Origin of the sequence: Brevundimonas sp. SL130 (assembly GCF_026625805.1) — a bacterium.
Classification (GTDB): domain Bacteria; phylum Pseudomonadota; class Alphaproteobacteria; order Caulobacterales; family Caulobacteraceae; genus Brevundimonas.
Genome location: NZ_CP113064.1, coordinates 1,905,326 through 1,930,305, shown reverse-complemented (window position 1 = coordinate 1,930,305; position 24,980 = coordinate 1,905,326). Strand labels below are relative to the sequence as shown.

Annotated in this window: 24 protein-coding genes and 1 pseudogene; 6 read left to right on the top strand and 19 right to left on the bottom strand. The window is 67.1% G+C overall.

Going from position 1 to position 24,980, the window contains the following annotated elements:
• Positions 1-67 precede the first annotated feature (67 nt).
• Positions 68-586 (bottom strand): YceD family protein, encoded by a 519-nt coding sequence (locus tag OU998_RS09560; protein WP_267513154.1) that lies wholly within the window; start codon positions 584-586, stop codon positions 68-70.
• Positions 587-590: 4 nt separating this feature from the next.
• On the bottom strand, positions 591-1,115 hold the full coding sequence (locus OU998_RS09555) for a ubiquinol-cytochrome C chaperone family protein (protein ID WP_267513153.1): 525 nt from the start codon (positions 1,113-1,115) through the stop codon (positions 591-593).
• Between the two features lie 91 nt (positions 1,116-1,206).
• Here OU998_RS09555 and OU998_RS09550 point away from each other — a divergent pair, with 91 nt between their 5' ends.
• Positions 1,207-1,686: an outer membrane protein assembly factor BamE gene (locus OU998_RS09550; protein ID WP_267513152.1), complete on the top strand. Its 480-nt coding sequence runs from the start codon at positions 1,207-1,209 to the stop codon at positions 1,684-1,686.
• Between the two features lie 66 nt (positions 1,687-1,752).
• Here OU998_RS09550 and OU998_RS09545 read toward each other — a convergent pair whose 3' ends face one another.
• The 13 genes from OU998_RS09545 to OU998_RS09490 all read right to left on the bottom strand — a co-directional run bounded on the left by OU998_RS09545 (position 1,753) and on the right by OU998_RS09490 (position 12,652).
• Complete coding sequence (locus OU998_RS09545) at positions 1,753-3,900, bottom strand: sodium-translocating pyrophosphatase (protein ID WP_267513151.1); 2,148 nt, start codon at positions 3,898-3,900, stop codon at positions 1,753-1,755.
• Between the two features lie 178 nt (positions 3,901-4,078).
• On the bottom strand, positions 4,079-4,528 hold the full coding sequence (locus OU998_RS09540; protein WP_267513150.1) for a hypothetical protein: 450 nt from the start codon (positions 4,526-4,528) through the stop codon (positions 4,079-4,081).
• A gap of 43 nt (positions 4,529-4,571) precedes the next feature.
• Positions 4,572-5,561: a thiamine-phosphate kinase gene (gene thiL, locus OU998_RS09535; protein ID WP_267513149.1), complete on the bottom strand. Its 990-nt coding sequence runs from the start codon at positions 5,559-5,561 to the stop codon at positions 4,572-4,574.
• A complete protein-coding gene (gene nusB, locus OU998_RS09530; RefSeq protein ID WP_267513148.1) occupies positions 5,561-6,085 on the bottom strand; it encodes a transcription antitermination factor NusB in 525 nt (174 codons plus the stop codon). Before nusB ends, thiL begins: the two co-directional genes overlap by 1 nt.
• Positions 6,082-6,543, bottom strand: a complete 462-nt coding sequence (gene ribH, locus OU998_RS09525; RefSeq protein WP_267513147.1) for a 6,7-dimethyl-8-ribityllumazine synthase — start codon at positions 6,541-6,543, stop codon at positions 6,082-6,084. The genes nusB and ribH overlap by 4 nt, the downstream gene beginning before the upstream one ends.
• Entirely contained in the window at positions 6,540-7,676 is a 1,137-nt protein-coding gene (gene ribB / locus OU998_RS09520) for a 3,4-dihydroxy-2-butanone-4-phosphate synthase (protein WP_267513146.1), read from the bottom strand. Before ribB ends, ribH begins: the two co-directional genes overlap by 4 nt.
• A complete protein-coding gene (locus OU998_RS09515; protein WP_267513145.1) occupies positions 7,676-8,266 on the bottom strand; it encodes a riboflavin synthase in 591 nt (196 codons plus the stop codon). The genes ribB and OU998_RS09515 overlap by 1 nt, the downstream gene beginning before the upstream one ends.
• 59 nt (positions 8,267-8,325) lie before the next feature.
• Positions 8,326-8,946, bottom strand: coding sequence for a RibD family protein (locus OU998_RS09510; RefSeq protein ID WP_267513144.1), 621 nt, complete (start codon positions 8,944-8,946; stop codon positions 8,326-8,328).
• Entirely contained in the window at positions 8,946-9,428 is a 483-nt protein-coding gene (gene nrdR, locus OU998_RS09505; RefSeq protein WP_267513143.1) for a transcriptional regulator NrdR, read from the bottom strand. The genes OU998_RS09510 and nrdR overlap by 1 nt, the downstream gene beginning before the upstream one ends.
• Positions 9,429-9,436: 8 nt before the next feature.
• Positions 9,437-10,720, bottom strand: a complete 1,284-nt coding sequence (gene glyA, locus OU998_RS09500) for a serine hydroxymethyltransferase (RefSeq protein WP_267513142.1) — start codon at positions 10,718-10,720, stop codon at positions 9,437-9,439.
• A gap of 375 nt (positions 10,721-11,095) precedes the next feature.
• Positions 11,096-12,055, bottom strand: a complete 960-nt coding sequence (locus OU998_RS09495) for an IS5 family transposase (protein WP_267513141.1) — start codon at positions 12,053-12,055, stop codon at positions 11,096-11,098.
• 126 nt (positions 12,056-12,181) lie between these two features.
• Positions 12,182-12,292 (bottom strand): DUF6898 family protein, encoded by a 111-nt coding sequence (locus OU998_RS17085; protein ID WP_420709721.1) that lies wholly within the window; start codon positions 12,290-12,292, stop codon positions 12,182-12,184.
• 3 nt (positions 12,293-12,295) lie between these two features.
• Positions 12,296-12,652 carry a hypothetical protein gene (locus OU998_RS09490; RefSeq protein WP_267513140.1) on the bottom strand — a complete coding sequence of 119 codons (357 nt, stop codon included), beginning with the start codon at positions 12,650-12,652 and terminating at the stop codon, positions 12,296-12,298.
• A 297-nt stretch (positions 12,653-12,949) separates the two neighbouring features.
• Here OU998_RS09490 and OU998_RS09485 point away from each other — a divergent pair, with 297 nt between their 5' ends.
• Complete coding sequence (locus OU998_RS09485) at positions 12,950-13,897, top strand: alpha/beta hydrolase (RefSeq protein WP_267513139.1); 948 nt, start codon at positions 12,950-12,952, stop codon at positions 13,895-13,897.
• Positions 13,898-13,900: 3 nt separating this feature from the next.
• Here the strand turns inward: OU998_RS09485 and ubiM are convergent, their stop codons facing one another.
• Both ubiM and OU998_RS09475 read right to left on the bottom strand, forming a co-directional pair.
• Entirely contained in the window at positions 13,901-15,082 is a 1,182-nt protein-coding gene (gene ubiM, locus OU998_RS09480) for a 5-demethoxyubiquinol-8 5-hydroxylase UbiM (RefSeq protein WP_267513138.1), read from the bottom strand.
• Positions 15,083-15,151: 69 nt separating this feature from the next.
• Complete coding sequence (locus tag OU998_RS09475) at positions 15,152-16,084, bottom strand: glycerophosphodiester phosphodiesterase family protein (RefSeq protein ID WP_267513137.1); 933 nt, start codon at positions 16,082-16,084, stop codon at positions 15,152-15,154.
• 127 nt (positions 16,085-16,211) lie between these two features.
• Here OU998_RS09475 and plsY point away from each other — a divergent pair, with 127 nt between their 5' ends.
• The 3 genes and pseudogenes from plsY (at position 16,212) to topA (ending at position 20,681) form a co-directional block, all read left to right on the top strand.
• Positions 16,212-16,850, top strand: coding sequence for a glycerol-3-phosphate 1-O-acyltransferase PlsY (gene plsY / locus OU998_RS09470; protein WP_267513136.1), 639 nt, complete (start codon positions 16,212-16,214; stop codon positions 16,848-16,850).
• Positions 16,847-17,918, top strand: a pseudogene (gene dprA, locus OU998_RS09465) (DNA-processing protein DprA). The gene plsY and the pseudogene dprA overlap by 4 nt, the downstream one beginning before the upstream one ends.
• Before the next feature lie 138 nt (positions 17,919-18,056).
• Positions 18,057-20,681 (top strand): type I DNA topoisomerase, encoded by a 2,625-nt coding sequence (gene topA, locus OU998_RS09455; RefSeq protein WP_267513135.1) that lies wholly within the window; start codon positions 18,057-18,059, stop codon positions 20,679-20,681.
• 114 nt (positions 20,682-20,795) lie between these two features.
• Here the strand turns inward: topA and OU998_RS09450 are convergent, their stop codons facing one another.
• Together OU998_RS09450 and hemA are read right to left on the bottom strand one after the other, a co-directional pair.
• Complete coding sequence (locus OU998_RS09450) at positions 20,796-20,987, bottom strand: DUF6898 family protein (protein ID WP_267513134.1); 192 nt, start codon at positions 20,985-20,987, stop codon at positions 20,796-20,798.
• Between the two features lie 8 nt (positions 20,988-20,995).
• Positions 20,996-22,222, bottom strand: a complete 1,227-nt coding sequence (hemA, locus tag OU998_RS09445; RefSeq protein WP_267513133.1) for a 5-aminolevulinate synthase — start codon at positions 22,220-22,222, stop codon at positions 20,996-20,998.
• A 1,074-nt stretch (positions 22,223-23,296) separates the two neighbouring features.
• Between hemA and ettA the strand changes: the two genes are divergently transcribed.
• The gene (gene ettA / locus OU998_RS09440; protein ID WP_267513132.1) at positions 23,297-24,964 is read left to right on the top strand and encodes an energy-dependent translational throttle protein EttA; all 1,668 of its coding nucleotides are present in this window, start codon (positions 23,297-23,299) and stop codon (positions 24,962-24,964) included.
• Positions 24,965-24,980: the final 16 nt, after the last annotated feature.

Genomic DNA, 24,980 nt, shown 5'->3' with positions numbered 1-24,980 from the left:
TTGATATAGGGCGCTGGACGATAGCGCCGAAGCCGGGGGATGCAACCACCCGGCCCTTACGTCAACCTCAGCCTTGATCGTCCTGGGGCTTCAAGGCCTTCAAGGCGGCGAACGGCGAGATTTCGGCGGGTTCTTCCGGTTGCACGAATTCCGCGCCCGGCTTGCGCGGGAACGGGTCCAGCGACAGGACCAACTGCTCGACCGCGTACTGGCCCAGGTCGATCTTGCCGTCCTCGATCAGGTCGGCGTCTTCCTCGTCCAGGGTGACCTCGATCTCATCGGTTTCCTGCGGGGCGGCCTCGACCAGCTGGATCGAGAAGCGGCGGTCCACATCGACCGGCAGCGGCTCCAGCGTCAGGCCGCAGGTCTGGACCGCGTGGGCCGAGACCCGGCCCTTCATCGTCCATTCGCTGGTCGACGGGGTCGGCTTGACCTCGATCTCGACGACGAAGTCCTCCAGCCCCTGAAGGTCCAGGGCGCGGGCGATTCGCTTGCGCGTGTCCGCGTCCGGCTCAAGCCGCCGGTTCAGCCCGGCGCCGATCTGGTTGACCCGCACCGTCTCGCTATAGGGAAGGCTTACGCTCATCGTCTCAAACATCCGTCCAGGCCGGCTTCGCCAGCACTTCGTTGAATTGTTGCCCGGCCAGACCGGCCCGCGCGGCCAGGGCATAGGCCGCCAGATCGGCCGCCCGTTCCGCCCCGGTCTCTGCATAGACGTTGCGCGCCAAGGCCTCGCCCAGGGCCGTAACCTCGGCATCGCGCAGCGGGGTCTCATAGGCGTTCATCCGCCCGTACAGGGCCTCGCCCAGCTTGCGCATCTTCTTGCCGACCGAGACGTCGCCCACGCCCTCTTCCCGCAGCGCATGGTCCAGGGCCGAGACATAGACGTCGAACAGGGCCTGGGCCGCATCCCGCCCCGCCTCGGTGTTCTCGTCGCGCAGCCGCAGCACCAGCAGCAGCACGTGCAGCGTATAGAGCTCGAACCGGGCGTCGATCCGATCGGCCACGCCCAGACGCGTGTAGAATCCGACATTTCGCGCCTGTTCCACCGCCAGGGCGTACAGGGCGTCGCCGATACGGACGCCGGGCCGGGGTTTGAACAGGTTTTTCAGCATGGTTTTATACGGCCCCTTTTCCGCCGCGCCGTTGAACTAGGACGCAGGTCCGTCTAGGTCAAAGACCTTGTTCTCTCGCAGGCGCCCGATCATGTCTCGTTTCGTCCCGATATTCGTCGCCGTTTCCCTGGCCGGCCTGTCCGCCGCCTGCGCGCCCACCATTGGTTCCAACGGCTTCCAGGCCATCGACGCCAAGCCGCAGGACATCGTGGCGGGCACCGACACCAAGGAAACCATCCTGGCCCGCCTCGGTTCGCCCTCGACCACCTCGACCTTCGAACCGGACCAGGTCTGGTACTACATCAGCCAGACGACCGAGAAATACACCTACAACCGCCCGGTCATCTCCAGCCGCACCATCACTGAAGTGACGTTCGAGCCGAACGGCGACAAGGTCGCCGGCGTTCGCACCCTGGGCCTGACCGACGGCCAGCAGATCGCCATGAACGTCAAGGAAACCCCGACCCGCGGCCGCGCCCTGACCGTGCTCGAACAGCTGCTGGGCAACGTCGGCCGCGGCCAACTGCCGCGTACCGAGGACGACACCCCCGGCCAACGCCGCCCCGACTAAGAGCCCCGCTCCATCGTCAAAGAAAAAACGCCCCGGAGATCGCTCTCCGGGGCGTCTTCGTATCGGCTATCCGATATTTCCGCTCGCCAGCACCGCCAGCAGCAGCAGGGCCACGATATTGGTGATCTTGATCATCGGGTTCACCGCCGGGCCGCTGGTGTCCTTGTAGGGATCGCCCACCGTATCGCCGGTGACGGCGGCCTTGTGAGCTTCTGAGCCCTTGCCGTGGACCACGCCGTTCTTGTCGGTGAAGCCTTCCTCGATCACCTTCTTGGCGTTGTCCCAGGCGCCGCCGCCCGAGGTCATCGATATGGCCACGAACAGACCGGTGACGATCACCCCCATCAGCATGGCGCCCAGGGCGGCGAAGGCGTTGGCCTTGTCCGAAATCGCCAGCACCGCGACGAACAGGACGATGGGCGACAGCACCGGCAACAGCGACGGCACGATCATCTCGCGAATCGCCGCCTTGGTCAGGATGTCGACCGCCCGGCCGTACTCCGGCTTGACCTGATAGGTCATGATGCCGGGGTTCTCGCGGAACTGCCGCCGCACCTCGGCCACCACGGCCTCGGCCGCGCGCCCGACCGCCATCATCGACATGCCGCCGAACAGGAAGGGCAGCAGCCCCCCGAACAGCAGGCCCACGACCACATAGGGGTTGGTCAGGTCGAAGGCGATCGGCCCCATGTCGGCGAAGAAGGGATAGTCCGCCGGATTGGCCGAGAAATATTGCAGGTCCGACGTATAGGCGGCGAACAGCACCAGGGCCCCCAGGCCCGCCGAACCGATGGCGTAGCCCTTGGTCACGGCCTTGGTCGTATTGCCCACCGCGTCCAGCGCATCGGTCGAATGCCGCACCTCGCTGGGCAGGCCCGCCATTTCGGCGATCCCCCCGGCGTTGTCCGTCACCGGCCCGAAGGCGTCCAGCGCCACGATCATCCCCGCCACGCCCAGCATGGTGGTGGTGGCGATGGCGATGCCGAACAGGCCCGCCAGCTGGAAGCTGGCCACGATGCCGACGATGATGGTCAGGGCCGGAAGCGCCGTGGCCTCCAGCGACACCGCCAGCCCCTGGATCACATTGGTCCCGTGCCCCGAAACCGAGGCGTTGGCCACCGACTGCACCGGCCGGAAGTTCGACCCCGTGTAGTATTCCGTCACCACCACAATGGCCGCCGTCACCCCCAGCCCGACCATGCCGGACCAGAACAGGGCCATCGGCTGGATCGTCAGGCCGCTTCCGGTCACGATCGGTCCCGTCACCATCTGGTCGATCACCCACCAGACCGCGCCGATGGACAGGACTCCAGTGACGATCAGCCCCTGATACAGGGCGCCCATGATGTTCTGGCTCTTGCCCAGCCGCACGAAGAAGCTGCCGATGATCGAGGTCACGATACAGACCGCACAGATCGCCAGCGGCAGCACCATCAAGGTGTCCACATAGGGCTGGTCGCGGAAGAAGATGGCCGCCAGCACCATGGTCGCCACCGTCGTCACCGCATAGGTTTCGAACAGGTCGGCCGCCATCCCGGCGCAGTCGCCGACATTGTCGCCCACATTGTCGGCGATGGTCGCGGCGTTGCGGGGATCGTCCTCAGGAATGCCCGCCTCGACCTTGCCCACCATGTCGCCGCCCACGTCGGCGCCCTTGGTGAAGATCCCACCGCCCAGACGCGCGAAGATCGAGATCAGCGAGGCCCCGAAGCCCAGGGCCACCAGGCCGTCGATCACTTCACGCCCGACCGGATCCAGCCCCATATGGTGCGTCAGCACGATATAATAGCCCGACACCCCGATCAGGGCCCCGCCCGCCACGAACATGCCAGTGATCGCCCCCGACCGGAAGGCCAGGTTCAGCCCCTTGGAAAGGCTTTCAGAGGCCGCCTGCGCCGTGCGCACATTGGCCCGCACCGAAATCAGCATGCCGGCGTAACCGGCCGCGCCCGACAGGACGGACCCGATCACGAAACCGACCGCCGCATAGACGCCGATCAGCAGATAGGCGGCGATCAGGATCACGATCCCGACCAGGCCGATGGTCAGATATTGCCGCTTCAGATAGGCCGAGGCCCCTTCCTGAATGGCGGCCGCGATCTCTCGCATCTTGTCATTGCCGGTGCTCGCCTTCATCAGCACGGCGGTCTGGACGGCGCCGTACAGCACCGCCAGGACACCGGCCGCGAAGACCAGCGTAAGATAGATCGTCATTGGCGTTTCCATGCCCTTGCAACAAGCGCGCAGGCCTGGCGCGACGGGCGGGCGTTATCGCCTCTGTCCGACGTCCGGTCCCCCCGAGCGCGGCGGACGCGTCAGTGCGTCCCGTGGGATTTGCAAGGTCAGCGTGTCATGGGCGCCGCGTTGACGCAACCGTGATCGATCAGCCGGCTCAGCGCGCGGCGATCATGCCGGCCCGACGCCGGGGGGCCTGGCTCAGGATTTCGACCCGCGCCACCGATCCCTGCCCCGAAATGGTCCTAGCCGCCGCGATCAGGGCCGCCGACAGCCGCCCCTCGTCCAGACGGGTCCAATCACCGGGAACGGTGAAAGGCGTCCGGTGGGCGGCCTTGACCAGGGCGTCGCGGAAGAAGGCTTCCTTGCCCTGCATCTGCTCCAGGGTCTTTCCGGCGCCGAGGTGAAGCTTAATCGTGACAAAGACATAGTTGCGAACTCGCCCGTCCGCGATCACCGGCAGGCCGAGACCGGCCAGACCCAGAGACGGCGCCTCGGCCGGCGCTTTGCTGGACGATGCCCCAGCGGCGGCGGGCGTCGCGGCCGCCGTGGCGACAGCGCCGGCCAGGGCGAGGGTTGCGGATGTGATCAGGGTTCTACGATCCATGACCGCCAGCTTAGCCGACTGCGGTTAGGATTGTGTTTCCACCTCAGTCGTGGGTCCAACCGCCCTGTTTCAGGGGCACGACCCGCCCCGCATAGCGAACCGTCACACCCGCGCCGTCGGTCACGGCTCCAATCTTGGTCAAGCGTGTGAAACGGTGTTCGGCCTCGCGCCGCAGCGTCTCCTCATGACGGGGATGGGCCGTGAAAACGATCTGATAGTCGTCGCCGCCGGTCGCCAGGATCGACAGAGCCGCCTGCGCATCGACCCGGTTGTCGACCCAGGCCTGGGCGGCGGCGGACAAGGGCAGGACAGCCAGGTTCAAGTCGATCCCTCGCCCGCTGGCCTTGGCGATATGGGCGACATCGGCCGCCAATCCGTCGGACACGTCCGCCGCCGCCGTCGCCAGTTCACGCACCACCTTGGCGAAATCCAGCTGGGGCGCGGGCGTCCGATAGTGGGCGATCAGCGCCTCCAGACGCTCGGGCGCCAGCGACAGCTCGCCCCGCGCCGCCCTCAGACCCAGCACACCGTCGCCGATGGTCCCGGTCACGAACACCAGATCCCCGACCTGGGCCCCGCCCCGCGACACCGTCTCACCCTCGGGAACCCAGCCCAGGGCGGTCAGGGAAAAGACCGCCGGCCCGGGCGTCTTCACCGTATCGCCACCGATCAGGAAGACGCCGAACCGCGCCTGATCCTCGGCCAGCCCGGCCGCAAAGGCCTCGCGTTCGGGCCAGCCGCAGCGCTCGGACCAGCAGCAGGCCATCAGATAGCCGAACGGCTCGGCGCCCTTGGCCGCCAGATCCGACAGATTCACCCGCAGCAGCTTTTGGGCCACCGTGTCCAGCGGGTCGTCGGGCAGGAAATGCACGCCTTCGACGATGGCGTCCTTGGTCAGCACCAGGTCATAGCCGGGCCGCGACGGCAGCACCGCCACATCGTCCGCCAGCCCTCTGCCCCATTCGGGATGGGCCAGGGGCCGCAGCAGCCTCTCGATCGTCTCGAACTCGCCCGCGACGTCGAGCGCCGGCATTATTTGCGCGTGTCTCTGGACACCCCGTCCAGCGCCGCATTGACGAAGCGCGCCTCGGAGTCGTCGAAGAAGGCCTTGGCCAGTTCGACATATTCGTCGATCACCACTTCGCGCGGCGTCTCCGGATGTTTGACCAGCTCCCAGGCTCCGCAGCGCAACAGGGCGCGCAGGGTGGCGTCGATCCGCTCCAGCTTCCAGTTGGAGGCTAGGCGCGCCTTGACGGCGGCGTCGATGTCGCGCTGGCTCTCGATCACGCCGCGCACGATGTCGGCGAAATAGGCCTCGTCCGCCTCGGCCAGGGCTTCGCCCTCGATATCGGTGTCGAAGCGGAAGTTGGAGAATTCGGTGATCACCGTCTCCACGCCCTCGCCGGCCAGCTCCATCTGATAGAGGGCCTGGACGGCCGCCAGACGCGACACGGTGCGGGCCCGGCGCTGTTTGGAGCTCAGATGGGGCTCGGCCCGCTGCTTCTCGGCCTCGGCCAGTTGTTCGAGGACGGCTTTGACGCTGTTCGGTTCAGTCATGCGTTGAGGCCTAGCCGCAACCGCTTCTTCAATGCAATGAGCTCGAGGCAGGCTTTGGCCGCGCCGCCGCCCTTATCCCCTTCCGAAAGCCGCGCACGCGCCCAGGCCTGGTCCTCGTCTTCGGTGGTCAGGATGCCGTTGCCGATGATGAAACCCTTGACGCCCAGGGCCATCAGGCCGGCCGCCGACTGGTCCGAGACGATTTCGAAATGATAGGTCTCGCCGCGAATGACACAGCCCAGGGCCACATAGCCGTCGTAACGCGGCGCGGTCGGGAAACGCCCGGCCTCCTCGGCCATGGCGATGACCGCCGGGATCTCCAGGGCGCCCGGCACGGTGACGACGTCGAATTGAACACCGCGCGCCTTCAGGGTCTCCTTGGCGCCCTCCAGCAGGGCGTCGGCCAGTTCGTCGTAGAATCGCGCCTCGACGATCAGAATACGGGGGGCCTCAGTCACGCCTTGTCTTCTCCATCCATGTCGCGCCAGCCGACGATACGCAGGCCATAGCCCTCAAGCGCCGTCGGTTCGGGTCGCGTCGAACTCATCACGATCATATCCTTGACGCCCAGATCCAGCAGGATCTGCGCCCCGACGCCATAGGCGCGCAGCGACCGGTCAACCGCCGCCGGCTTGTCCACGCCCGACAGCCGCTCCGCCAGCGAGTTCAGCGACGGATCGCGCAGGAAGACGACCACGCCCGGGCCGTCATGGTCGGTGATCTGTTTCAACGCCTTGGGCACATAGTCCTGACGCGTCTCGACATGGCCCAGCAGGTCGCAGGCGAAATCCACCTGGTGCATCCGCACCAGGGTCGGCTTGGCCGGATCGATCTTGCCGTGGACCAGGGCGACGTGTTCCGCGCCCTCGATGGTGTTCCGGTACAGCATCAGGCGGAACGGCCCGCCGTGGACGCTCTCGAACGGCGTATCCATGACCCGCTCGACGAACCGCTCGGTGCGGCGGCGATAGGCGATCAGGTCGGCGATAGTGCCGATCTTCAGCCCGTGCAACTGGGCGAAGGCGACCAGATCCGGCATCCGCGCCATTTCGCCGTCGTCCTTGATGATCTCGCAGATCACCCCGGCCGGCGTCAGGCCCGCCATCCGGCTGATGTCCACCGCCGCCTCGGTATGGCCGGCGCGGACCAGAACCCCGCCGTCGCGCGCCACCAGGGGGAAGATGTGGCCGGGCGAGACGATGTCGTCCATGCCCTTGGACGCATCGGTCGCCACATGAATGGTGCGCGACCGGTCGGCCGCCGAAATCCCTGTGGTCACGCCGTCCTTGGCCTCGATCGAGACGGTGAAGGCGGTCTTCATGCTCTCGCGATTGTCCGCCGCCATCGGCGGCAGGCGCAGCTGGTTCGCGCGCTCGGCCGTGATGGCCAAACAGACCAGGCCGCGCGCCTGGCGGATCATGAAGTTGATCTGCTCGGGGGTGGCGAACTGGGCGGGGATGATGATGTCCCCCTCGTTCTCGCGATCCTCGGCGTCCACCAGGATGTAGGGACGGCCGTTGCGGGCGTCCTCCAGGATGTCCTCGATGGGACTGATCGGGCTGTCGTTCATATTACTGGCTGCAAGCTGCATCACGCCGTCTCCTGCCACCGCGCGAGGTATCGCGCCAGCATGTCGATCTCGAGATTGACCGGATCGCCGACCTTCAGGCGTCCCAGGGTCGTCACGTCCCACGTATGCGGGATGATATTTAACGAAAACACCCGCCCCTCGACGCTGTTCACCGTCAGGGACACCCCATCGACCGTGATCGAGCCCTTGGCGGCGATATAGCGGTGCAGGGGCGCCGGCGCCTCGACCTCGACCCGGTGCGACCCGCCTTCCGGCGTGATCGACACGACCCGGCCCAGGCCGTCGACATGACCCGACACCACATGGCCGCCCATCTCGTCGCCCAGCTTGGCCGCCCGCTCCAGATTGATTCCGTCGCCGGCCTTCCAGCCGCCCAGGGTGGTCTTGGACAGGGTCTCGTTCGACACCTCGACCGCGAACCAATCCGGCCCCTTCTCCGTCACCGTCAGGCAGCAGCCCGCATGACTGATCGAGGCGCCCAGATCGATCCCGGACACGTCCCAGGCGGTCTGGATCTCATAGCGGCGATCCCGCTCGGTCTCGCGAACCTCGCGAACGCGGCCGATGTCGGTGACAATTCCGGTGAACATTTCGGCTCCGGTCCCTTCCGGACCCAAAAAACATAGTCTGAAATCGACGGGAAACGGCGTCAGAAACGCGCGTAACGTTCCCACAGGTCGTCTCCGACGGGCTCGACGCCCAGGCGACGGAACTTGGGGGCCTCGGCCAGGTTTGCAAGAGCCAGGGCCGCCACACAGGGCCGCCCCTCCCCGCCCAGCAGGATCGGCGCCCGGAACCACTCCAGCCGGTCCACCGCCCCGGCCCGCAGGAAGGCCGCCGCCACCTGTCCCCCGCCCTCGATCAGCACCGACTCGACCCCCGCCGCCTTCAGCGCCTTCAGCACCGCCGGGATCGCCGGACGCCCGTCCTCGGCCTCGACCCGCCGCACCTGGGCCGAGCCGACCGTACGCGCTTCGACCGCCGTCAGAATCAGCGTGTTCTCGCCCGCCAGTTTCGCCGTCGTCGGCGTCCTCAGCCGGCTATCCAGCACCACCCTCAAAGGCTGATCCACGCTCCGCCCCGGCAGGCGCGCGGTCAGTTCGGGATCGTCCTTCAGCACCGTCTCGACGCCCACCAGTATGGCGTCATGACCGGCGCGCAGCCGATGGCCTTCCAGCCGCGCCGCCTCGCCGGTGATCCACCGGCTCTCGCCGTCAGCCGTGGCGATCCGCCCGTCCAGCGACGTGGCCAGCTTCAGGGTGACGCGCATCAGTCCTTGCCAAAGTCCTTGCCTGAGGGCTCGTCAAAGCCTTCGTCGCCCAGGAATTTGGCGAAATCGCCGGTCGCGCGGAAGTCCTTGTAGACCGAGGCGTAGCGGACATAGGCGACCTCATCCACGCCCTTCAGCGCCTTCATGATGAAGTCCCCGACCGTGCTCGACGGCACCTCGGTCTCGCCCAGGCTCTCCAGCTGGCGCACGATCCGGTTGACCATCTGCTCGACCTGATCCGGCTGGACCGGCCGTTTGCGCAGGGCCACGCCCAGCGACCGCTCCAGCTTGTCCCGCTCGAACGGCGTGCGCCGCCCGTTGCGCTTCAGGATCACCAGTTCGCGCAGCTGCACCCGTTCGAAGGTGGTGAAACGCCCGTTGCAGTTCGGACAGGAGCGCCGCCGTCGGATGGCCGAGCCGTCGTCCGACGGCCGGCTGTCCTTAACCTGGGTGTCCTGATGACCGCAGAAGGGGCACTTCATCGGTCAGATCATCCGTAGATCGGGAAGCGGTTAGTCAGCTCCCGCACCTGGGCCGCCACGCCCGCGACCACGGCCGGATCGGCTTCGTCGCCGCCGTTCATCGACGAGACGACGTCGGCGATCCAGTGGCCGATCTGCTTGAACTCGTCCTCGCCGAAGCCGCGCGTGGTCCCCGCCGGCGTGCCCAGGCGAACGCCCGAGGTGACGGTGAAGGGCGCGGTGTCGAACGGCACGCCGTTCTTGTTGCAGGTCATCAGCGCCTTTTCGAGCTCATGCTCGGTCGCCTTGCCGGTCACGCCCTTGGGCCGCAGATCGACCAGGGCCAGGTGGCTGTCGGTGCCGCCCGAGACGATGGCCAGACCGCGCTCGACCAGGACGCCGGCCAGGGCCTGGGCGTTCTTGACCACCTGATGCGCATACAGCTTGAACTCGGGCTGCAACGCCTCGCCGAAGGCCACGGCCTTGGCCGCGATCACATGCTCCAGCGGCCCGCCTTGCAGGCCGGGGAAGACGGCCGAGTTGATCTTCTTGCCCAGATCCGCGTCGTTGGACAGGATCATGCCGCCGCGCGGGCCGCGCAGGGTCTTGTGCGTCGTCGTGGTCACGACATGGGCGTGCGGGATCGGATCGGGATAGGCGCCCCCGGCCACCAGGCCGGCATAGTGGGCCATGTCCACCATCAGATAGGCGCCGACGCTGTCGGCGATCTCGCGGAACCGCTTGAAGTCGATGTGGCGGCTATAGGCGCTGGCGCCGGCCAGGATCAGCTTCGGCTTCTCCTTCTGCGCCATCTCGGCCACGTGGTCATAGTCGATCAGATGGGTGTCTTCGCGGACCTTGTAGGTCACGGGCCGGAACCACTTGCCCGACTGGTTCGCCGGCGACCCGTGCGTCAAATGCCCGCCACAGGCCAGATCCATGCCCAGGAAGGTGTCGCCGGGTTGCAGCAGCGTAAAGAACACCGCCTGATTGGCCTGGGCGCCCGAGTGGGGCTGCACATTGGCGAAGGCCGCGCCGAACAGTTTTTTCGCCCGCTCGCGCGCCAGATCCTCGGTCACATCGACGAATTCGCAGCCGCCGTAATAGCGACGCCCCGGATAACCCTCGGCGTATTTGTTGGTCAGGACCGAGCCCTGCGCGTCCAGCACCGCCTGAGAGACGATGTTCTCGGACGCGATCAGCTCGATCTGCTCTTTCTGCCGTCCCATCTCGCCCTGAATGGCCTTGAAGACGTCCGGATCGGCGTCGGCCAGGGTCTTGGTGAAATAGGCGTCATGGGTGAAGGCGGTCACGTCGGAATCCCCGCGTCTGAGAAGGCCGCCTATCTAGTCCGCACCGGGCCGAACCACAATATCTTGTGTCCTGTCTTACCCTCTCCCGCCGGGAGAGGGCTTGAGCGCACGGCGGCGCAGCCGTCGTTCTGGCGCGACCCGAAGGGCGGCGCGAAGCAGCCAAAGGGTGAGGGGCAAGGTGGTGCGAGTTGGCCCACCGGCGGGCCCTCATCCGCCCCTGCGGGCCACCTTCTCCCCACGGAGACCTCTGCGGAATGAGGCATTTGACTGGGAGGGTCTCGTCGCCGAGGTCACGGGTCTGTCGGACAGGCGATGTTGATCGCCTGTTGGGGCGTTGTCGGCGGCCTTGGCTGGGCGTTGGACGCAACTCGGCTGTCAGGTCGCCGGCAATCCTGCGACGCGGCGTAGGTTGAACACTGTGGCCAGACGGAAGATGTCGGCGAGGTTCACGGCGAAGCTGGTTGATCGGGCGCGGGCGTAGCCGAACACCCGCCGGGCAGTTCCGAACACCTGCTCGACCACGGCCCGGCGCTTGGCGATCAGCTTGTTCCTCTGGGTCTGCCAGTAGGGCAAGGCCTTCTGGTGCTTGTGCGAGCGGTGGCAGATGCGATCCTTGCACCCGCGTGCCTTCAATCGGGCGCGCCGTCCTTTGTGCTCGTAGCCCTTGTCGGCATAGACCGCCTTCTCGTCGCCCTGGATCAGCGTCTCGGCCACCAGGCTCTCGCCGACATGGGCCGGGGTCAGCACCACGGCCCGGATCAGGTTGAAGCCCTGGTCGGTGGCCACGTGCAGCCGATAGCCAAAGTGGCTCTTGCCGTTCTTGCGCGTCCAGCTGGCCCCGGGTTCGCGCTCCAGCCCCGCGCCCGCGCCCTGCTTGATGTCGGGCTTGCGCGACGCCGCCGCCAGCAGGGTGGCGTCCATCAGCGTGCCGCTGCGAACGATCAGGCCCCGCGCGTCCAACTGGCGGTTCACCTCCTCGAAACAGGCCTGCATCACCCCCTTCCTGGCCGCCGTCAGGCGGAACCGGCAGATCGTCGTCTCGTCCGGCGTCGCCTCATCCAGGCCCAGCCCGCAGAAGCGCCGGAACGACAGGCGATCGGTCAGCGCCTCTTCCAAGCCCGGGTCCGAAAGGCCGTAGAGCATCTGCAGATACAAAGCCCGGATCATCGCGCTGGCCCGGTAGGGCTTGCGCCCCAACCTGCCCGCATGGACCTGCTCGGCCAGCTTCTCCAGCGGGGCCCAGTCGATCACCTTGCCAATGGCGTCCAGTCGCGCGTTCGTCCCCAATCTCGGATCGACCAACGTCTCAGCCAAGCTCAACTGCTGATCGGCCATAACCGCCCCTCGCTTCTACGGATCCCGTCACAGATAGAGAATCACGACCCCGCCCCGCTGGGAATCACATCCCCGCAACACCCCAAATGTTTCGCAGAGGTCTCCCACGGGAGAAGGAAAGAGAAATCAAAGCCCCAACGCCCGCTTCAGCTTCGCGGTCGCCACATGGACGGCCGAGCATTTGATATAGGGCCCGTTGCGCACGAACTCGACAATGATCTCCCCGTCATCGCCCATGGTTCAAAGCGTCTTGAGCGCCCGCACGAACTCCACCGTGCTGAGATCGCCGTCCCAGTAGCCGATCAGCGCCGTCGCGTTGAGACGGATCCAGGCTTGAACAGGCTTCAGATCCGCAGTCGGAAGCGGACCATGGATCAGTTCAGGCTCTGGCCGGATGCTGACGGTCGCCACATCATCGGCGTCCATGCGATTACCGTGCGTGCGGCAGACCTTGACCCGCGCGTCGTGCCGCGCCCGCCCCTTGGGACTGACCCAGACGGTCATCGGCAGGCCGGTGTCGCGTGGATACAGGTTCGCCATCTCGAAAAGGTCGACCTCCTCGGGCGGCGTGTCCGGCGCGGGATGATGGACGTTCATCGCGCCATCATAGCCCAATCCTAGTCGTCAGGAAACGACCAGGCCGCCACTGACCGGCGCGCCACAGTGCAGTCGGCGAACAGCCGATCCACCGTCCTGGCCGACGAAGACCATCTGAGCGTCGCGCCGGTCGGCTTCACGCGCGCCTTGATGGCGGTCTTGCCCGCGTCGCACTAGGTTACAACCTCAAACCGTCAGCATCCGCTTCACCACCCGTTTGAACGGCGCCGTCGCCTGCGCCGATTTCCGCCATATTCGTCCCCAAGGTTGACCGCAGAGAAGGCTGGGGGATGGTTCGTGAGGATTTTAGGGCTGGGCTTGGTTCTATTTGCGATCCTCGGCATTGCTGCCTGCTCGGAAAAGGCCGACGCCCAATCGACGTCCGCCCCAGAGGTCTCCGCCCCTGAGGTCCCCGCCTCTAAGGTCCAGGTGGAAGGCGGCCCCTATGTCCTGAAGGGCTCCCAGGTCTGGACTGTGCCGGATCCCATCTCGGGCCGAGACTACGAGGTCTTCGTCAGCCTGCCGCCCAGTTATGAGACCAACCCGCAGCGCCGCTATCCGGTCCTCTACGTCACCGACGCCGACTACGCCTTCCCCATCATCCGGCAGATCGCGCGCCGAATGAACCTGGACGGGCCGGTGATCGAGGAATTCATCCTGGTGGGCCTGTCCTATTCACGCGGCGACAACGGCACGGTGAGCCGAAACCGCGACTATACCCCCACCCCGAACGGCCCACGACGCGCCAGTTCCATGCTCCACGGTCAGGGGCCGGCCTATCAGACCTATCTGAAGACCGAAGTCCTGCCCTTCATAGAGACGCGGTTCCGCGCCGATCCCGCGCGCCGCATCCTGCTGGGTCACTCCTACGGCGGTCTGCTCGGCGCCCAGATCCTGTTCACCGATCCGGGCCTGTTCTCCGGCTACGCCTTAGGCAGCCCGTCCTTCTGGTTCGACAACCACCGCATCATGAAGATGGAGGCGGACTACGCCCGCAGCCACCGCGACCTGCCGGCCGACGTCTTCATGTATATCGGCGGCTGGGAAGCGCCTGGGCCGGATCGCCGCAACACCAGCGAAAACGACATGGTCGCCGACGTGCGGACCATGGAGCGTACCCTGAAGTCCCACGCCTATCCGAACCTGACGGTTCGGTCGGTGGTGCTGGAAGACGAAGACCATCTGAGCGTCGCGCCGGTCGGCTTCACCCGCGCGCTGGAAGCCCTGCTGCCCGCGAAAAAGTAAACCTCATGCCGTCAGCATCCGCTTCACCACCCGTTTGAACGGCGCCGTCGCCTGGCCGGCGCGCAGGGCGGCGCCGCGCGCCAGACGGGCCGGGGGCGTTTCTTCGGTGAACAGGCGGACCAGGGCGTTGGTGCCCTGGTACAGGGGCCAGCTGGCGAGGCGGTGGTCGCGTTCATAGCGGGCCAGCAGGCGTTCGGCGCCGATGTCCCCGCCCCGCGCCGATCTCAACACAGTGGCCAAGCTGTCCTGCCCGCGCAGACCCAGGTTGAAGCCGTGGGCGGTGACTGGGTGCATGCCCACGGCGGCGTCGCCGATCAGGGCGAAACCCGCGCCCGCAAACCGGCGACTCCAGGTGGTGGCCAGGGGATAGGCGTGGCGTGTACCGACCAATTCCAGCCCGGTCAGCCGCCCCTTCAGCCGCCGCTCCATCTCGACCGCAAAGGCCTCGGGCGACAGGCGCATCAGGTCGGCGATGGCGGGAGCGGCCAGGGTCAGGACCACGGAGGAGACCCGCTCATCAACGTCGGCGACGGGCAGCAGGGCCACAGTCTGGCGGTGGTCGAACCATTCGGTCGCGACATGGCCGTGCGCCTGGTCGTGGCGCATCCGACAGACCATCATCGACCGGCCCAGCCGGTTCATCTCGACCCCGACGCCCAATTGATCGCGCACGCCGGAGAAGCGCGAGTCGGCCGCCACGATCAGCCTGGCCCGGATCGTCGCGCCGTCGTCCAGCACGACCCGGCCGCGCGGGGCGGCGCCCTGGACAGCGCAGCTGGCCACCCGCCGCCCGGCCATCAGGGTCACGCCCGGCTGGTCTTCCACGACTTCGAACAGGGCGCGGCGGATCAGGTGGTTGGGGATCAGGACGCCCAGCCGGTCGGCGCCGCCGGGGTCGAAGGTCAAGGCGAAGGGCGAGCCGCCGTCCAGCACCCGCGCCTCGCGCAGGTCCGATATGTCTTGCGCCGGGATTCGGTCCCACGCGCCGAGGGATTTCAACAGGCGGATGGAGTTGTGGGTCAGGGCGATTTCGCGCCCGTCGAAGGCCGGATCACGCAGGGCGGCCTGATCCTGGCCCTCGATCACGGCGACCGTCAGCCCCGCCCCGGCCAGCGACCGAGTGAAGGCCAGGCCCGCCGGTCCGGCCCCGACCACGGCCACGTCGAACATCAGATCATCGCGCATGCTAAACTCCTGATCCTCCTCCTGCCCCAGCCGGTTCGTCCGCTCCTTGATCGAGCGCAAATCGTCGCGTCAGAGCGGGCGGCGGCAGGTCGCGGCCTTGGCCAACTCCGCGCCCAACACCGACTGGACCGCCAGGGGCGTGTCGGTGGCGATGACGGTCACGCCCTGGCGATACAGGTCGCGATATTCGGAGACGTCGCCGTCGGCGGCGTAGCGGTCGTCGCGGCGGCGGCCCTCGGCGCCCAGGGTGCCGAACTGGACCTCGGCGCCGGCCTGACGCAGGGCCGACCACAGGGCGGGCCGCTCCTCGCGCGTGCCGGTCCAGGCCAGGATCTGAGATACGTTCAGCCCGTCCAGATCCTCGACGCCGTCCAGACCGGCCGAGATCATCATCTCCGGCGCCAGGGCCGCCACGGCGCGGGCGTCGGCGTCATTATAGGTGATCAGGATGACCCGGTTCTGCGCGCCCGAGCGGCGCACCTGGTCGATCACGGTGCGCGCCAGATCGACCGTGGTTCCGCCGTCCGCCGGCTTCAGGTCCAGGCTGGCGATGGCGCCGACGCGCCCGGCCGCGTCCAGGGCCTCGGCCAGGGTCGGGGGCGCGGCCTGGGTCAAGGCGCCGTTCGAGGCCTTCAGACGCGTGGCCTTGACCTGGGCCAGGGTCAGGTCGGCGACGCGGCCCCGCCCGGTCGTGGTCCGGTCCATCGTCTGATCGTGCATCAGCACCAGTTGGCCGTCCTGGGTCAGGACCGCGTCCAGCTCCAGGACGGCGCCGGGAATGGCCCGACCGGTGGCCAGGATGGCGGCGATGGAGTTCTCGGGCTGGTCCAGAGCCGAGACCGCCCGGTGCGCCGAGATAACCACGCCGCCGTCGCGGACGCAGTCGAAATAGGCGGCCATGGCCAGTCCGCCCGTCGGCGTCGGGCGCGACGGGCCCGCGCCGACGCAGGCCGACGCGGACAGCAGCAAAATCAGGGCGGCGGCGGTGGGGATTCGAGACATTGCACTCTCCGGCAGGGCGGGCGGACCTGACCCTGCGTCATTCATCGGGTCAAGAGGTCGGATCGCCCTTGCTCCGCAACGCTTGCCGACGCATTTTGCCGCAACAATTCGCGGGGAGAGAATCAACGTGCAGGATCTGGTGGGGCCCGCGGTCGGGACCTTGGCGCTGGTCGCGCTGGGCGGCTATCTGCTCGGCTCGATTCCGTTCGGCGTGGTGATCACCCGCGCCGCCGGCGCCGGCGACGTGCGCAATATCGGCTCCGGCAATATCGGCGCGACCAATGTGCTGCGCACCGGCCGCAAGGACCTGGCCCTGGCCACCCTGCTGCTGGACGCCGGCAAGGGCGCCGTCGCCCTGCTGATCGCCCGCGCCCTGTTCGACAGCGAGGTCGCGGGCGCCATCGCCGGCGGCGCGGCCTTCCTGGGCCATCTGTTTCCCGTCTGGCTGAAGTTCAAGGGCGGCAAGGGCGTGGCCACCTTCTATGGTCTGCTGCTGGCCGCCGCCTGGCCCCTGGGCCTGATGGCCGGCGCCGTCTGGCTGATCAGCGCCTTCGCCTTCCGCTATTCGTCGCTGGCCGCCCTGATCTCCTCAGCGACCGCGCCCCTGCTGGCCCTGCTGCCGCTGGCCGCCGTCGGCCTGCCGGTGGAGATGCCGATCCTGTGCCTGACCGTCTTCGCCGCTGTGCTGATCTGGGTTCGCCACCACCAGAACATCGCCCGGCTGCTGAAGGGCGAGGAACCGCGTATCGGGGCCAAGAAGGCGTGAGCCTGTCGGCGGACGAGCGGTTCGCCCGGCTGCGGCTCGCCCGCACCGACCGCATCGGTCCCGTCGCCTTTTCCCAACTGCTGAGCCGCTACAACACGGCTGTTCGCGTGCTGGAGGTCCTGCCCGATCTGGTCCGCAAGTCCGGCGCGGCCTCCATTCCCCCGCCCGTCGCCAAGATCGAGCGCGAACTGGCCGACGGCGCGCGGATCGGCGCCCGCCTGCTGGTGCTGGGCGACGCCGACTATCCCGCGATGCTGGCGGCGCTGGATCCGCCCCCGCCGATCCTGTGGACCCGGGGTCGGGTCGAACTGTTGAACGCGCCCTGTGTCGCCATCGTCGGCGCCCGTATCGCCTCGGCCGGCGGCCAGCGAATCGCGCGCGGCCTGGCGCTGCAACTGGGTCAGGCCGGCCATGTCGTCGTCTCGGGCATGGCCCGCGGCATCGACGCCGCCGCCCACGAAGGCGCCCTGGCCAACGGCACGGTGGCGGTCCTGGGCGGCGGGGTGGATGATGTCTATCCGCCCGAACACGCCGACCTCTACGCCCGCCTGATCGATCAGGGCTGCGTCGTGTCCGAAAGCCCCGTCGGCGCCCGCGCCCAGGCGCGCGACTTCCCCCGCCGCAACCGCATTATCTCCGGCCTGTCGCGCGGCGTCGTGGTGGTCGAGGCCGAGATCAAGTCCGGCTCGCTGATCACCGCCCGCCTGGCGGCCGAACAGGGGCGCGACGTCTTCGCCGTGCCCGGCTCGCCGCTGGACCCGCGCGCCAAGGGTCCGAACGAACTGCTGCGTCAGGGCGCGATTCTGTGCGAGGGGATCGAGGATATCGAGCGCGCCTTCAACACCTTACGCACCCTGCGCGCGCCGCCGTCGGAGCCGATCGACTATGGCGAGGTGGACGACGCCTTCCTGGACCGGGTCGCCGCCCTGCTCTCCCCCCACCCCGACGCCGCGCGACGAGATCGCCCGCGCCCTGAACGCCCCCATGGGCCAGGTCGCCGCCGCCCTGCTGGAGTTGAGCCTGGCGGGCCGCGCCGAGCTGCTGCCCGGCGGCCTGGCGTCCATATAGTGAAGTCTCTTCCGGATTCGTCTTCGATCCGTGATAGTCACCCGATATTCCGCAAGTTTACGGGCGTCCGGCGGCCGGTGCATTGACACATGGCTCCGCTCCAACCACGTTCGCGCCCCTTCCCGAGACCGAACACGCATGAACCTCGTTATCGTCGAGAGCCCCGCAAAGGCCAAGACCATCAATAAATACCTCGGCTCCGGCTATGAGGTTCTGGCGTCCTACGGCCACGTCCGCGACCTGCCGTCCAAGGATGGATCGGTCCTGCCTGACGACGACTTCTCCATGCACTGGGAGGCCGACGCCAAGGGCGCCAAACGCCTGTCCGAAATCGCCGAGGCCGCCAAGCGCGCCGACCGCGTCATTCTCGCGACCGACCCCGACCGCGAAGGGGAGGCCATCAGCTGGCACGTGCTCGAGGTGCTGAACAAGAAGAAGGTGCTGAAGGATACGCACGTCGAGCGCGTCACCTTCAACGCCATCACCAAGTCCGCCGTCCTGGACGCCATGGCCAATCCCCGCCAGATCGACATGGAGCTGGTGAACGCCTATCTGGCCCGCCGCGCCCTGGACTACCTCGTCGGCTTCACCCTGTCGCCGGTGCTGTGGCGCAAGCTGCCGGGCGCGCGCTCGGCCGGGCGGGTTCAATCCGTCGCCCTGCGCATCGTCGTCGATCGCGAGATGGAGATCGAGAAGTTCAAGGCTCAGGAATACTGGTCCATCGAGGCCGACCTGAACGCCGACAGCCCGCCCTTCACCGCCCGCCTGGTCAAGCATGAGGGCAAGCGGGTCCAGCGTCTGGACATCAAGGACGAGGCGACCGCCGCCGCCGCGCGCGCGGCCATCGACGCCGGCGACTTCACCATCAACTCGGTCGAGAAGAAGCCCGTCCGCCGCAACCCGGCCCCGCCCTTCACCACCTCCACCCTGCAACAGGAAGCCTCGCGCAAACTGGGCTTTTCCGCCCAGCGCACCATGCAGGCGGCGCAGAAACTGTATGAGGGCGTCGACGAGACCGGCGGCCTGATCACCTATATGCGGACCGACGGCGTCCAGACCACGCCCGAGGGCATCGCCCAGGCGCGCGAGGTCATCGCCAAGGAATTCGGCCCGGCCTTCGTTCCGCAGGAACCGCGCTATTACAAGACCAAGGCCAAGAATGCTCAGGAAGCGCACGAAGCGATCCGGCCGACCAATATCGCCCGCCATCCCGATTCAGTGCGCCTCGATTCGGACCTTCAGCGCCTTTATGAGCTGATCTGGAAACGGATGGTCGCCTCGCAGATGGAGGCGGCCCGCATGGACCGCACCACGGTCGATATCGAAACCCCGGACGGTCTGACAGCCTTACGCGCCACCGGCCAGGTGGTGACCTTCGACGGCTTCCTGGCCGTCTATGAAGAAGGCCGCGACGAGAAGCAGAAGGGCGCGGAAGAGGACGAGGGCGACGACACCAGCCGCCTGCCTGCGCTGAAGGAAGGCGCCAAGGCCAAGGTCGACGCCATCCGCACCGACCAGCATTTTACCGAACCGCCCCCGCGCTATTCGGAAGCCACCCTGGTCAAGAAGCTGGAAGAGCTGGGCATCGGCCGCCCCTCGACCTACGCCTCGACCCTGTCCACCCTGCGCGACCGCGAATACGTTCGCGTCGACAAGAACCGCTTCTATCCTGAGGACAAGGGACGGCTGGTCACCGCCTTCCTGGAACAGTTCTTCGCCAAATGGGTCGAATACGACTTCACCGCCGCGCTCGAGACCCGTCTGGACGAGGTGTCGGCCGGTCAGCTGGACTGGAAGGTGCTGCTGCGCGAGTTCTGGTCGGACTTCCACGCCGCGACCCAGGCCGCCGGCGAACTGCGCACCACGGCCATTCTGGACGCCCTGAACGAAAGCCTCGGCGCCCACATCTTCCCGGCCAAGGAAGACGGGTCCGACCCGCGCGAATGCCCCCTGTGCCACCAGGGCCAGCTCAGCCTGAAGACCAGCCGGTTCGGCGCCTTCATCGGCTGCGACCGTTATCCCGACTGCAAATACACCCGCCCCGTCGCCAGCCCCTCGGCCGAGGACGGATCGGCCGAAAGCGGCGACCGCGAACTGGGGATCGACCCCGAGACCGGCCAGCCGGTGCAGCTGAAGATCGGTCGTTTCGGCCCCTATGTCGAAATCACGCCGCCCGAGGGCGACAAGCCCAAACGCTCGTCCCTGCCCAAGGGCTGGTCGCCGGCCTCCCTGACGCTGGACCAGGCTCTGCGCCTCTTGGCCCTGCCGCGCGAGGTCGGGGTCCACCCCGAGGACGGCAAGATGATCACGGCGGGCCTGGGTCGTTACGGACCCTTCGTCCTGCACGCCGGCACCTATGCCAATGTGTCGGACATCGACGAGGTGTTCGAGGTCGGGCTGAACCGCGCCGTCGCCCTGCTGGCCGAAAAGCGCGCCGGTCGTCCCGGTCGCGGCGCCGCCACGGCCCCGCTGAAGGACCTGGGCGCCCACCCGGAAACGGGCGAGCCGATCCACGTCATGGCCGGCCGCTTCGGGCCCTATGTCAAGTCGGGCAAGATCAACGCCACCCTGCCCAAGGGCACGGCGCCTGAAGACCTGACGGTCGAAGACGCCCTGCCCCTGCTGGCCGCCAAGGCCGGCGCCGCGCCCAAGAAGAAGGCCCCCGCGGCCAAGAAGGCGGCTGCACCCAAGAAGGCTGCTGCGAAGAAACCTGCGGCCAAGAAGGCGCCGGCGAAAAAAACCAAGGCCAAGGGGGAAGACTGACGTCCTCTTCCCCTTGGGAGGTCGCATCAGGGGTCGGTCAGTGCATGACCGGCCCCTTTCCGTTGAAGAGGAAGCCCCCCCCTCATCCGCCCCCACGGGAGACGGACAGAGGCGTCAAAGCCCCAACGCCCGCCTCAACTTGGCGATCGCCACCCGCTCCACCGCCTTGGGTTCGTTCACCGGGCCGATGGCGCTGACTTCGCGGCCGGTGGCCACATGGATGGCCGAGCATTTGATATAGGGGCCGTTGCGCACGGTCTCGACGATCACCTCACCTAAGTCCGAGCGGGGGCCGTCGTCCGACATGTCTCGCCTCAGGCCGCCACCGACCGCCGCGCCACATTGCAGTGCGCGAACAGGCGGTCCATCGCCTGGACCACATGGTCCATCATCGCGTCCGTATGGTTCGGCGAGGGCGTGAAGCGCAGCCGCTCGGTCCCCTTGGGCACGGTCGGATAGTTGATCGGCTGAACATAGACGCCGTACTCGTCCAGCAGCATGTCCGAGATCATCTTGCAGTGGATCGGATTGCCGACGTGCACCGGCACGATATGGCTCTCGGAGTCCATCACCGGAATCCCGGCCGCCGCAAACCGCGCCTTCAGGGTCGCCGCCCGTTCCTGATGCTGATGGCGCAGTTCCGGATGGGCCTTCAGATGGCGCACCGAGGCCAGGGCCCCCGCCGTCAGGGCCGGCGGCAGGCTGGTGGTGAAGATGAAGCCCGAGGCCCAGCTGCGCACCGCGTCGATGATCCGCGCGTCGGCGGCGATATAGCCGCCCATGACCCCGATGGCCTTGCCCAGGGTGCATTCGATGATGTCGATCTGGTCCAACAGGCCGTCGCGCTCGGCCACGCCCGCGCCGGTTTCGCCATACAGGCCCACCGCATGGACCTCGTCCAGATAGGTTAGGGCGCCGTATTTCTTGGCCAGGGCGACGGTGCCGGCCAGGTCAGCGATGTCGCCGTCCATCGAATAGACGCTCTCAAAGGCGATCAGCTTGGGCGCCTCGGCCGGGGCGGCGGCCAGCAGGGCCTCCAGATGCTCCAGGTCGTTGTGCTTGAAGATGTGACGCTCGCCGCCGCCCTGGCGGATGCCGGCGATCATCGAGGCGTGGTTCAACGCATCCGAGAAGGTGATCAGACCGGGCAGGATCTTTTGCAGGGTCGACAGGGTCGCCTCGTTGCCGACATAGCCCGAGGTGAACAGCAGCGCCGCCTCCTTGTGGTGCCAGTCGGCCAGCTCGGCTTCCAGATCGACCGCAGAGCGCGTCGTGCCCGAGATGTTGCGCGTGCCGCCGGCCCCGGCGCCCACCGCCTCGATCTCGTCCTGCATGGCCTTCAACACGTCCGGATGCTGACCCATGCCCAGATAGTCGTTGGAGCACCAGATGACGACGTCCTGTTCGGACCCGTCGTCGCGGCGACGCACAGCCTGCGGAAACTGACCGCGCACCCGCTTCAGATCGGCGAAGACACGATACCGGCCTTCGCTGCGCACCTGCTCCACCGAGCGTTCAAAGGCGGCCTTATAGTCGAACACGATATTCGTTCTTTCGCTTATGGCGATGTCTGCCCGTTCTTTGCGCCCGGCGGCGCCGCTTGTCCATGCGCCCCATGTGGTCAAAACGCCCCAAGCCCTTCATTGATAACGGTTCTCAGGAACCCATCCGCTCACCTCCCCGTCGGCGAAGGCCGACGGGGAGGACCGGCGGGAGCGTCAGCGAACGCCAGGAGGGGGCGACTCGGTGTCAGACGCTGGGTCGGTCATCCCCACCGCCGGAGTCGCCCCCGCCTGGTCGCAAGCGCGACCTGTCCTCCCCCCGCGCCTTCGCGCGCGGAGAGGTGACGCCGCCGCCTCACTCACCTCCCCGTTCGCGCAGGCGAACGGGGAGGACCGGCGGGAGCGTCAGCGAGCGCCAGGAGGGGGCGACTCGGTCTTAAACGCCGCCCCGGTCACCCCTACCGCCGGAGTCGCCCCCGCCTGGTCGCAAGCGCGACCGGTCCTCCCCCCGCGCCTTCGCGCGCGGAGAGGTGGGCCAGCGCGCACAATGACGCTGGTCCCTCCTCAAAGATTTCAACGCCCTAACAGAATCTCACCCCCTTCTTCTCATCACCCCTCAAACCTCCCGCATAATCCTCTCATCCCCGCCGATGGGGAGGGCGTCGGATCCAGCGCCCTGACGGCGGCGGGGCTGTGGTCGAGCGATGAAGCCGGTGGGGAGGAGACCGCCGGGGTCCTTAGGGGCGGCGATGGATGCCGTCTCCTGCTCGCCGCACGCTTAGGAAAGCGGACCGCTGTCGATTTTCAATCGGCATGTCCGCCCCGGCGAAGCCGTCGCAAGGCGGCCCGCCGATCCGGCAAGGCTCGAAGGCTAGGGCCGCCAGCCGGAGCGCGTGTGGAAAACGACCGCGTGGGACGACGACTGCGCCGAAACGGTACTTAAAACTCCAAACCCCGGGTGCAGACCCGGCGTCCCACGCCCTCCCCAACTTCGCTGCGAACCGGCGAAGACGCTGACGCATGTCTTCGCCTCATTTGCTCTCTCGCCTCAGGATCGCTACATCCGCCCAAACCTCCCAATCCGACGAAACCCGAAGGGCGAAACCGCACCTCATGGCGCAGCAATATATTTTCCAGATGCAGGGTCTGACCAAGACCTTCCCCGGCGGCCGCAAGATCTTCGAGAACATCTGGCTCAGCTTCTACAACGACGCCAAGATCGGCGTCGTCGGGGTCAACGGCTCGGGTAAATCCACCCTGCTGAAGATCATGGCCGGCCTGGACACCGAGTTCACCGGCGAGGCCCGCGCCGCCGACGGCGTCAAGCGCGGCTATCTGGAGCAGGAGCCCAAGCTCGACGACAGCCTGAACGTCCGCGAGAACGTCGAGGCCTGGTGCGAAGAGAAACAGTGGGTCAACCGCTTCAACGCCGTCGCCGGCGAACTGGGCGAGAACTACACCGACGAACTGATGGAGGAGATGACCGCCCTCCAGGAGAAGATCGACGCCGGCGACGTCTGGGACATCGACAGCCGGATCGAAATGGCCATGGGCGCCCTGCGTTGCCCGCCCGACGATTGGGAGGTCTCCAACCTGTCCGGCGGTGAGAAGCGTCGCGTGGCCCTGGCCCGCCTGCTGCTGTCCAAGCCCGACATGCTGCTGCTCGACGAACCGACCAACCACCTGGACGCCGAATCCGTCGCCTGGTTGCAGCACCACCTGGAAAACTTCCCCGGCTGCGTCATTCTGGTGACCCACGACCGCTACTTCCTGGACCTCGTCACCAAGTGGACGCTGGAGCTGGACCGCGGCAAGGGCCACCCGCACGAGGGCAACTATTCCTCGTGGCTGGAAGCCAAGACCAAGCGCGTCATTCAGGAACAGTCCGAATCCGAAGCCCGCCAGCGCGCCCTCACCCGCGAACTGGAATGGGTCCGTTCGGGCGCCAAGGCCCGTCAGGCCAAGTCCAAGGCCCGTCTGGCCGCCTATGAGCGGATGGTGGACGAGCAGGAATCGATGCGCGGCGCCCAGACCCACGCCCATATCCAGATCCCGCCCGGACCGCGCCTGGGCAATGTCGTGCTGGAGGTCGAAGGCCTGGCCAAGACCTATGGCGACAAGACCCTGTTCGACAATCTGACCTTCAAACTGCCGCCCAACGGCATCGTCGGCGTCATCGGCCCCAACGGCGCCGGCAAGTCGACCATGTTCAAGCTGATCACCGGTCAGGAAACCCCGGACGGCGGCACCATCAAGGTCGGCGAGACGGTCAAACTGGCCTATGTCGACCAGTCGCGCGACGACCTGAAGCCGGACGAGACCATCTGGCAGGCCATCTCGGGCGGCACCGATGTGATGATGGTCGGCAAGCGCGAGATCAACACCCGCGCCTATGTCGGCAGCTTCAACTTCAAGGGCGGCGACCAGCAGAAGAAGGTCGGTCAGCTGTCCGGCGGTGAACGCAACCGCGTGCACCTGGCCAAGACCCTGGCTTCGGGCGGCAATCTGATCCTGCTCGACGAACCGACCAACGACCTGGACATCGAAACCCTACAGAACCTCGAAGAGGCCCTGGAAGAGTTCGCCGGCTGCGCCGTGGTCATCTCCCACGATCGCTGGTTCCTGGACCGTCTGGCCACCCACATCCTCGCCTTCGAAGGCGACGGCCACGTGGAATGGTTCGAGGGCAATTTCGAAGCCTACGAACAGGACAAGATGCGCCGCCTGGGCGCCGACAGCATCATCCCCAAACGCATCCAGCACCAGAAGTTCGGGCGCTGATTGATCTGTGATAGGA

Coding starts and splice junctions, on each gene's coding strand:
- OU998_RS09560 (WP_267513154.1), bottom strand. CDS start 586: ATGAGCGTAAGCCTTCCCTATAGCGAGACGGTGCGGGTCAACCAGATC.
- OU998_RS09555 (WP_267513153.1), bottom strand. CDS start 1,115: ATGCTGAAAAACCTGTTCAAACCCCGGCCCGGCGTCCGTATCGGCGAC.
- OU998_RS09550 (WP_267513152.1), top strand. CDS start 1,207: ATGTCTCGTTTCGTCCCGATATTCGTCGCCGTTTCCCTGGCCGGCCTG.
- OU998_RS09545 (WP_267513151.1), bottom strand. CDS start 3,900: ATGACGATCTATCTTACGCTGGTCTTCGCGGCCGGTGTCCTGGCGGTG.
- OU998_RS09540 (WP_267513150.1), bottom strand. CDS start 4,528: ATGGATCGTAGAACCCTGATCACATCCGCAACCCTCGCCCTGGCCGGC.
- thiL (WP_267513149.1), bottom strand. CDS start 5,561: ATGCCGGCGCTCGACGTCGCGGGCGAGTTCGAGACGATCGAGAGGCTG.
- nusB (WP_267513148.1), bottom strand. CDS start 6,085: ATGACTGAACCGAACAGCGTCAAAGCCGTCCTCGAACAACTGGCCGAG.
- ribB (WP_267513146.1), bottom strand. CDS start 7,676: ATGCAGCTTGCAGCCAGTAATATGAACGACAGCCCGATCAGTCCCATC.
- OU998_RS09515 (WP_267513145.1), bottom strand. CDS start 8,266: ATGTTCACCGGAATTGTCACCGACATCGGCCGCGTTCGCGAGGTTCGC.
- OU998_RS09510 (WP_267513144.1), bottom strand. CDS start 8,946: ATGCGCGTCACCCTGAAGCTGGCCACGTCGCTGGACGGGCGGATCGCC.
- nrdR (WP_267513143.1), bottom strand. CDS start 9,428: ATGAAGTGCCCCTTCTGCGGTCATCAGGACACCCAGGTTAAGGACAGC.
- OU998_RS09495 (WP_267513141.1), bottom strand. CDS start 12,055: ATGGCCGATCAGCAGTTGAGCTTGGCTGAGACGTTGGTCGATCCGAGA.
- OU998_RS17085 (WP_420709721.1), bottom strand. CDS start 12,292: ATGGGCGATGACGGGGAGATCATTGTCGAGTTCGTGCGCAACGGGCCC.
- OU998_RS09490 (WP_267513140.1), bottom strand. CDS start 12,652: ATGAACGTCCATCATCCCGCGCCGGACACGCCGCCCGAGGAGGTCGAC.
- ubiM (WP_267513138.1), bottom strand. CDS start 15,082: ATGCGCGATGATCTGATGTTCGACGTGGCCGTGGTCGGGGCCGGACCG.
- OU998_RS09475 (WP_267513137.1), bottom strand. CDS start 16,084: ATGTCTCGAATCCCCACCGCCGCCGCCCTGATTTTGCTGCTGTCCGCG.
- topA (WP_267513135.1), top strand. CDS start 18,057: ATGAACCTCGTTATCGTCGAGAGCCCCGCAAAGGCCAAGACCATCAAT.
- OU998_RS09450 (WP_267513134.1), bottom strand. CDS start 20,987: ATGTCGGACGACGGCCCCCGCTCGGACTTAGGTGAGGTGATCGTCGAG.
- ettA (WP_267513132.1), top strand. CDS start 23,297: ATGGCGCAGCAATATATTTTCCAGATGCAGGGTCTGACCAAGACCTTC.